Origin of the sequence: Paraburkholderia sp., from assembly GCF_036488795.1 — a bacterium.
GTDB lineage: Bacteria > Pseudomonadota > Gammaproteobacteria > Burkholderiales > Burkholderiaceae > Paraburkholderia.
The window spans coordinates 52,238-60,371 of sequence record NZ_DASXHA010000079.1; the positions used below are offsets into that span (position 1 = coordinate 52,238).

Consider the following 8,134-nt stretch of genomic DNA (forward strand, 5'->3'; position numbering starts at 1 on the left):
ATTCAGTGCTGCAGCGAATGGCGCGTGGATTGCATGCGATAAACCCTTTATAAGAATGCGCGGCGCTTGCCCACCAAGGCCAAGCTAGACCACAAAACGCCTCATCAGGACAACTCGATGACGCTCGGACGTAAGGATCACGCGCAGTGCCTGGGCACGGGGATGTGCCTGCTATCGACGAATCCCTCGAAAATTGGCGCGCGGGCTGTATCGCAAGAGGGCTCACGGACATCGCTCAACAGGGCGATGTGTGTGCCCGTTCGGGCGCGCGTATACCCGGAGCAAGGACACTTCCTTAATCTATTGGCATTCAGTAATATCGAAAGGTGGCCGATGGCCCATGGTTGGCCTCGTACACCGCCACGCTCTTTCCTCCTGCGCAGCAGTCCCGGCACCTCGCTCACCATGCAGCCAATTCCGAATCTCGCGCAGTCGAAGCACACCAAGCCGCTGCAGAACGGCGCATGGACACGCTCCGTCCAATGAGTCAGTCCCGCTTCTCTGCTGCGCGCGAAGCCAGGCACCTCCAGAAGCCAGTGGTGCCGCGCCGCCGTGCACTGCTCGCCATTCCCGCGCTCGGCGTGCTGGTGCTGATCCTGCTATGGGCTGTGATCTTCGCGCGGCTGTCGGTCGAGAAAGAGGCCACCTCGCGCGAGGCTATGGCCTCTGCTGCAATCCTTTCCGCGGCGCTGGAGCAACACACGGTCAAGGCCATCCATCAGGTCGACCAGATCACCCGCTTTGTCAAATACGAGTTTGAGAAGACGCCGAGTCGCTTCGATCTGGCCAGCACCGTCGAAAAAGGCGTGGTACAGAGCGACACGCTCGTGCAGGTTTCGATCATCGACGAGCGCGGCAGGCTGGTATCGACCACCGCCGAGCAGAATCCGAAACAGATCGATCTGTCGGACCGCGAACATTTCAAGGTTCACGAGCACGAGAACGACGACAACCTGTTTATCAGCAAGCCCGTGCTGGGCCGCGTCTCGGGACAATGGACGCTGCAGATGACGCGCCGTCTGAATCATCCGGACGGCTCGTTCGCGGGCGTCGTGGTGGTCTCCGAAGATCCGAGCTACTTCACCAGCGACTTCTATAACAATGCGGCAATCGGCCGCGACGGTGTGATTGCGGTGATCTCGGACACGGGCGCCGTGCTCGCGCGCCGCACCGGCAACGCCGAAGCCAACAACGGCAGGTTCTCCGCCACCGGCTCGTATCCCACTTCCGAGCACGTGTCGGGCACCTACGTGGATTCGATCGACAACGTCACGCGCATCTTCTCTTACCGGCATATCGACGGGTATCCGCTCGGCGTGCTGGTGGGCCTCTCGCAAGCCGAAGAATTCGCCGACTACAACCACACGCGCAACGTCTACCTGTTGATGGCGGGCTTCATTTCGCTCGCCATGCTCAGCTTCTTCGCAGTGGCGACGGGACTGATCGGCAAACTGCTCGGCCGCGAACGCGAGATGACGCATCTGGTCGAATACGACCTGCTGACCGGCCTGCGCAATCGCTATGCAACGCTGCAAAGCTTGCGGCACGACGTCGCCAATCCGCTAAACCTGAGCCGGCTCGCGATCCTCTTTATCGATCTGGATAATTTCAAAACCGTCAACGATACCCTCGGCCATAACGCCGGCGACATCGTGCTGCAGATGACGGCCTTGCGCCTCGCCGACGCGATCGGCGACGGCGGCGCACTGAGCCGCATCGGCGGTGACGAATTCGTGGTGGTCATCAAGGGTGACGACGTCGAGAAGCGCGCCGTGGATCTCGCGGAAGCCTGTGCCGAGGTATTCGCCAAGCCCTTCGAAGTGCGCGGCAGTGCATTCGTGCTGCATGCGAGCATTGGCATTGCGCTCTATTCGGTGCCGAACGAAAGCGAAATCGACCTGCTGAAAAAAGCCGATCTGGCAATGTACAGCGCGAAAGACGCGGGCAAGAACTGCTACCAGTTCTACTCGCCGCAACTCTCGCATCGCGCGGACCACTTGATGAAGTGGGAGCAGCAATTGCGCGTGGCGCTCTCCGAGCGTCAACTGTTTCTCGCCTATCAACCGAAAATCGACCTGACACGCCGCTGCATCACCGGCTTCGAAGCGCTGGTGCGCTGGAATCATCCGCAGCACGGTTTGATTCCGGCTAACGAGTTCATTCCGGTCGCGGAATCGACGGGGCTGATCGTGCCGATCGGCGACTTCGTCATCGACACCGCGTGCCGCCAACTTGCACAGTGGCAACAGCAAGGCTACGACACCCTGTCGCTGGCGGTGAACATCTCGGCGGTGCAATTCTGGCGCGGCGACCTGTACGAGACCATTTCGCGCGCCATCGAGGAAACCGGTATCTCTGCGCGCCGCCTCGAACTCGAAATCACCGAAACCGCGATGATGGAATATCCCGAGCTCGTCTCGGAGAAGATCTTCGCGCTGAAACGCCTTGGTGTGCGCATTGCGCTCGACGACTTCGGGACCGGCTATTCGTCGCTGTCCTATCTAAACCGTTTCTCCGTCGATACGCTGAAGGTGGACCGCTCGTTCGTACAAGCTATTCCAGGTGACCGCAGCGTCTGCGTGATGGTGACTGCCATCGTCAATCTGGCACGTTCGCTCGGACTCACCGTGGTGGTGGAAGGCACCGAAACCGAGGAACAGATCGCGTGGCTGGCCGCACTCGGCCATATCGAAGCGCAAGGCTTCCTGTTTTCGCGCCCGGTCCCGGTGGATGCCATTCCGGCACTGCTCGAACGCTTCGGCGTCTGCGGGATGCCCGAGCGCCGCAACGCCCGTGAGCCGGCCGCCGATAGCGCCGCCTCCAGCACCAGCGGGCAATCCGCCTAAGACCACCCCGCTCGATGCTCCGCTCGAGCCTGGTTGATCCGGTTTGCCTTGAATTGCCTCAGGGATGCGCTGGCGTAGATAAGAAAAACGCCGCATCGAGCGGCGTTTCCATCAAGCCTTTGGGCGCGTGGCTAACTCAAACGCCGCCCGACAACGCGGCTACACCAATCGTCACGACGCCCAGCACCAGATTGACGAGGACGAGGCGCCGTACCGTGCCCACTGCACGCGCGCCGTCCGGCCAGTTCTGCGCCTGCACCGCGCGCCTGATACGCGGAAACACCGCGAAGCGGATATGCCCGAAGATCAGCATCATCACGATGCCGAGGCCCGCCATGGCATGCAGTTGCCACGATGCGTGACCGCCGCCGAACTGCATCAGCAAAAAGCCGCCGGTCAGCAGGATCACGATGACTGAAACGGCGACCCAGTTGAAGAACCGCCCAAACACCGATTCCCACAGCGGCAAGCGCAATTGCGGCGACAGGTCGGCCAGCGCGGGGCGCAGACAGAAGTGCGCGAAGACCATACCGCCAACCCAAACGGCCACGCCGAGCAGATGTAAAAAGAGCGCGAGTTCGATGGCTTTGGACATGATGCTGTTTCCCTCTCTGTGTGATGGCGTACGGCTTGCTGTCGCTTGTAGTGAGCGGTATTCGACGCGGCTGATGACCGCGTTCGACCGTGCGCTGTTCGTGCAGTTCCACGGCTCGCGCGCAAACCATCGTTTTTATTGTGTCAGCCGGCTCGCTGATCCCCGAATTCCTGTTGTCAACCGCGTGCGCGCCCTGTGTCTTGAGTCGCGCACGCGGTACCACCTCACGCTTATGCGGGCAGTGCCGGGCGCATGCCGAGCAGCTTCAGCCTCGTATCCGGCGCGCGACCCTTGCGTGCCCGCTTGCCCACATGCGGCGTCAGCGCGGTGCCGCTCAGCGTCTCTTCATATGCCTTGCCGCCGCGGCCCGTGCCCATCAGCACAAGACCCGCCTTGCCGATGGCCAGCGCCTGGGTGAGCGGCTCCTTCTCGTCCAGCGCCATCAGCGTGACGCCACGGCCACCGCCCGACAAGGTCTTCATTTCGTCGAGGCCGAACACAAGAAGACGGCCGGCGCCCGACAGACACGCCACCTGCGTGGCGTCCGGCAGCATCGGCATCGGCGCGAGCGGGGCTGCGCCTTCGTCGATGGTCATGAACGACTTGCCGGCCTTCACGCGGCTCACCATGTCGCCCACCCTGGCGATAAAGCCAAAGCCGTTGCTCGAAGCCAGCAGCAACGCCTGATCCGCCGGCGCCGCGTAGTAATGCATCAGATGGCTGCCCGACTCCAGTTCGATCAGCGACGTCACCGGTACGCCGTCGCCGCGTCCACCCGGCAGCAGTGCGACCGCGACCGAATAGACGCGCCCGTTGCTGCCCCACGCCACCAGCGTATCGGGCGTGCGGCACTGGAACGCCGCATAGAGCGCGTCGCCGGCCTTGAAGGCGAAGCCGGCCGGATCGAGCCCATGGCCCTTCAGTGCGCGCACCCAGCCCTTCTGCGACACGACCACGGTGACCGGTTCGTCGACCACGCGTGCTTCGAAGGTGGCGCGCTTTTCCTGCTGGATCAGCGTGCGGCGCTCGTCGCCATACTGCTTCGCGTCACCTTCGATTTCCTTGATGAGCAACCGCTTCATGGCCGATTCGCTGCCCAGCAGTTCTTCGAGTTTGGTCTTCTCGTCGCGCAGTTCGGCCAGTTCCTTCTCGATCTTGATCGCCTCGAGGCGCGCCAGCTGACGCAGCCGGATTTCAAGAATGTCTTCGGCCTGGCGATCGGACAGGTTGAATGCCGTGATCAGCGCGGCCTTCGGTTCGTCGGATTCGCGGATGATGCGGATGACTTCGTCGATATTCAAGAAGACGATCATCCGGCCTTCAAGAATATGGATCCGGTCGTTCACCTTCGTCAGGCGGAAGCGCGTGCGGCGCGTGACGGTGGCTTTGCGGAACGCGATCCATTCGCTCAGCATGTCGCGCACGTTCTTCTGACACGGCCGGCCATCGCCGCCGACCATCACCAGATTGAGCGACGCGTTCGATTCGAGGCTCGTATGGGCGAGCAGCGAATTGACGAATTCGGTCTGGTCGATGCGGCTCGATTTCGGTTCGAAGACGAGCCGAACCGGTGCGTCACGGCCCGACTCGTCGCGCACCGCGTCGAGCAGTGCGAGCATGGTCTGCCTGGTCTGCAGCTGTTCGGGCGTGAGCGTCTTCTTGCCGAGCTTGATCTTCGGATTGGTCTGCTCTTCGATTTCTTCGAGTACCTTCTGCGCGGCCGTATTCGGCGGCAGTTCGGTGATCACCAGTTGCCACTGGCCGCGCGCCAGCTCTTCGATCTTCCAGCGTGCCCGGACCTTGAGCGTGCCACGTCCGCTTTCGTAGGCAGCAGAGATCTCCGCTTCGCTCGAGATGATCTGGCCGCCGCCCGGGAAGTCCGGGCCGGCGATATGCTGCATCAGTTCGGCGTGCTGGATGTGTTCGTTGCGGATCATCGCCACGGCGGCAGCGGCGACTTCACGCAGGTTATGCGACGGGATTTCCGTCGCAAGACCCACTGCGATGCCCGAAGCGCCGTTCAGCAACACGAACGGCAAACGCGCCGGCAACTGCTTGGGCTCCTGTTCCGAGCCGTCGTAGTTCGGCATGAAATCGACCGTGCCTTGATCGATCTCCTCCAGCAACAGCTTGGCGATCGGCGTCAGCCGCGCTTCCGTGTAGCGCATGGCCGCTGCGCCGTCACCGTCGCGCGAGCCGAAATTGCCCTGACCGTCGATCAGCGGATAGCGCATCGAAAAGTCCTGCGCGAGCCGCACCAGTGCGTCGTACGCCGACTGGTCGCCGTGCGGGTGATACTTGCCCAGCACGTCGCCGACCACGCGCGCCGACTTGACCGGTTTCGCGTTGTCGGAGAGGCCCATGTCGTTCATCGCGAACAGGATGCGACGCTGCACCGGCTTCTGGCCGTCGCTCACATCGGGCAGCGCGCGGCCCTTGACCACGCTCACCGCATAGTCGAGGTAAGCACGTTCGGCGTAGTTGCCGAGCGTCAAAGAGTCGCCGGGCGGCACCGCCTGGGTGAAAAGATCGGGAGTGTTGTCGTCCATCTAGATTCCGTATCCGTGTATGGCGTGAAGTTGCGCTATTCGAGCCGGCCCGTGCAGGCGCTCAGATATCCGCTTCGACTTCGTTACCCTTTTCTTCGAGCCAGCTGCGCCGCGACGCCGCTTCGCCCTTGCCCATCAGCATGGTCATGCGCGCGACGGTGGCGTCGTAGTCGAGTTCACCCAGCGCAACCGGCGACAGGCGCCGCGTGTCGGGATTCATCGTGGTGTCCCACAACTGCTCGGCGCTCATTTCACCCAGACCTTTGAAGCGGCTGATGGCCCATTGCGTCTCACGCACGCCGTCCTTGCGCAGCTTGTCGAGGATCGCTTCGAGCTCGCCGTCGTCCAGCGCGTACAGTTTCTGCGCGGGCTTCTTGCCGCGCGCGGGAGCGTCGACGCGGAACAGCGGCGGACGCGCCACGCACACATGACCGCGCTCGATCAGCTGCGGGAAGTGCTTGAAGAACAGCGTGAGCAGCAGCACCTGGATGTGCGCGCCGTCCACGTCGGCATCCGACAGAATGCAGATCTTGCCGTAGCGCAGATTGGACAGGTCGACCTTGTCGTCCGGACTATGCGGATCCACGCCGATCGCCACTGAAATGTCGTGTACCTCGTTGTTCGCAAACAGGCGGTCGCGCTCGGTTTCCCACGTGTTCAGCACCTTGCCGCGCAACGGCAGGATGGCCTGATATTCCTTGTCGCGGCCCATCTTGGCCGAGCCGCCGGCCGAGTCGCCTTCGACGAGGAACAGTTCGTTGCGGCCGATATCGGTCGACTCGCAGTCCGTCAGCTTGCCCGGCAGTACGGCGACGCCCGAGCTCTTGCGCTTTTCGACCTTCTGGCCGGCGCGCGTGCGCGCCTGGGCCTGCTTGATGACGAGGTCCGCGAGCTTCTTGCCGTGCTCGACATGCTGGTTCAGCCACAACTCCAGCGCCGGGCGCGCGAAAGACGACACCAGCTTCACCGCGTCGCGGCTATTGAGCCGCTCCTTGATCTGCCCTTGGAACTGCGGATCCAGCACCTTCGCGGACAGCACGAACGACACCCGCGCGAACACGTCTTCCGCGAGCAGCTTCACGCCCTTCGGCTGCAGATTGTGCAATTCGACGAAGCTCTTGACCGCCTGGAACAGACCGTCGCGCAAGCCGGATTCGTGCGTGCCGCCGGCCGGCGTGGGAATCAGGTTGACGTAGGACTCGCGCATGAGCGTGCCTTCCTCGCTCCACGCGACGACCCATGCGGCACCCTCGCCTTCGGCGAAGGTTTCTTCATTCGAGCGCGAGCTTTCCGCATAGCGTTCGCCTTCGAAAAGCGGAATCAGCAGGTCACTGCCGTTCATGCCTTCGAGCAGATAACCGCGCAGGCCGTCTTCGTACTTCCAGGTTTGACGCTCGCCAGTCTTTTCGACGATCAGCGTGACCTCGACGCCCGGCAGCAGCACGGCTTTCGACCGCAGCAAACGTTGCAGTTCGCCGAGCGGCAGATTGGGAGAATCGAAATATTTCGGGTCGGCCCACGCGGTAACGCGCGTGCCGGACTTCTTTTCGCCTTTCGCCGCGGCGCGCACCTGCAATGGTTTGGCGACGTCGCCGTGGGCGAAACTCAGATCGGCAATCTTGCCGTCGCGCCAGACGGTGACGTCGAGCCGCGTGGACAGCGCGTTGGTGACCGACACGCCCACGCCGTGCAGACCGCCCGAGAACGTGTAGGCGCCGCCGGCGGCTTTATCGAACTTGCCGCCCGCGTGGAGGCGGGTAAACACGATTTCGACGACCGGCACGCCTTCGTCGGGGTGAAGGCCGAACGGGATGCCGCGGCCGTCGTCCTCGACCGACACCGACTGGTCCGTGTGCAGCGTAACCGTGATTTGCCGGCCGTAGCCGCCAAGGGCTTCGTCCGACGCGTTGTCGATGACTTCCTGAATGATGTGCAGCGGATTCTCGGTGCGCGTGTACATGCCGGGCCGCTGTTTGACCGGCTCCAGGCCCTTCAACACCTTGATCGACGCTTCGCTATACGCGGCGTTTGGCTTTTTCGTAGACATGTCTTACTCGGGTCCGTCGGTTCATCGTTGTCCACAGCTCCTGTGGACAGGTCCGTGGACAATGCGTTGAGTTTTCAAAAAAAGCGAAACGAAACAA

At 62.5% G+C, this 8,134-nt stretch carries 4 protein-coding genes; 1 reads left to right on the forward strand and 3 read right to left on the reverse strand.

Translation table 11 applies throughout. The features are described 5' to 3' along the window. Nucleotides 1–482 precede the first annotated feature (482 nt). Complete coding sequence (locus VGH41_RS10485; RefSeq protein WP_331597335.1) at nucleotides 483–2,846, forward strand: bifunctional diguanylate cyclase/phosphodiesterase; 2,364 nt, start codon at nucleotides 483–485, stop codon at nucleotides 2,844–2,846. Between the two features lie 136 nt (nucleotides 2,847–2,982). Here VGH41_RS10485 and VGH41_RS10490 read toward each other — a convergent pair whose 3' ends face one another. The 3 genes from VGH41_RS10490 to VGH41_RS10500 all read right to left on the reverse strand — a co-directional run bounded on the left by VGH41_RS10490 (nucleotide 2,983) and on the right by VGH41_RS10500 (nucleotide 8,037). Beyond that, nucleotides 2,983–3,441 carry a CopD family protein gene (locus VGH41_RS10490; RefSeq protein ID WP_331597336.1) on the reverse strand — a complete coding sequence of 153 codons (459 nt, stop codon included), beginning with the start codon at nucleotides 3,439–3,441 and terminating at the stop codon, nucleotides 2,983–2,985. A gap of 230 nt (nucleotides 3,442–3,671) precedes the next feature. Continuing rightward, nucleotides 3,672–5,990: a DNA topoisomerase IV subunit A gene (gene parC / locus VGH41_RS10495; protein WP_331597337.1), complete on the reverse strand. Its 2,319-nt coding sequence runs from the start codon at nucleotides 5,988–5,990 to the stop codon at nucleotides 3,672–3,674. 61 nt (nucleotides 5,991–6,051) lie between these two features. Beyond that, nucleotides 6,052–8,037 (reverse strand): DNA topoisomerase IV subunit B, encoded by a 1,986-nt coding sequence (locus VGH41_RS10500; protein WP_331597338.1) that lies wholly within the window; start codon nucleotides 8,035–8,037, stop codon nucleotides 6,052–6,054. Nucleotides 8,038–8,134 lie beyond the last annotated feature (97 nt).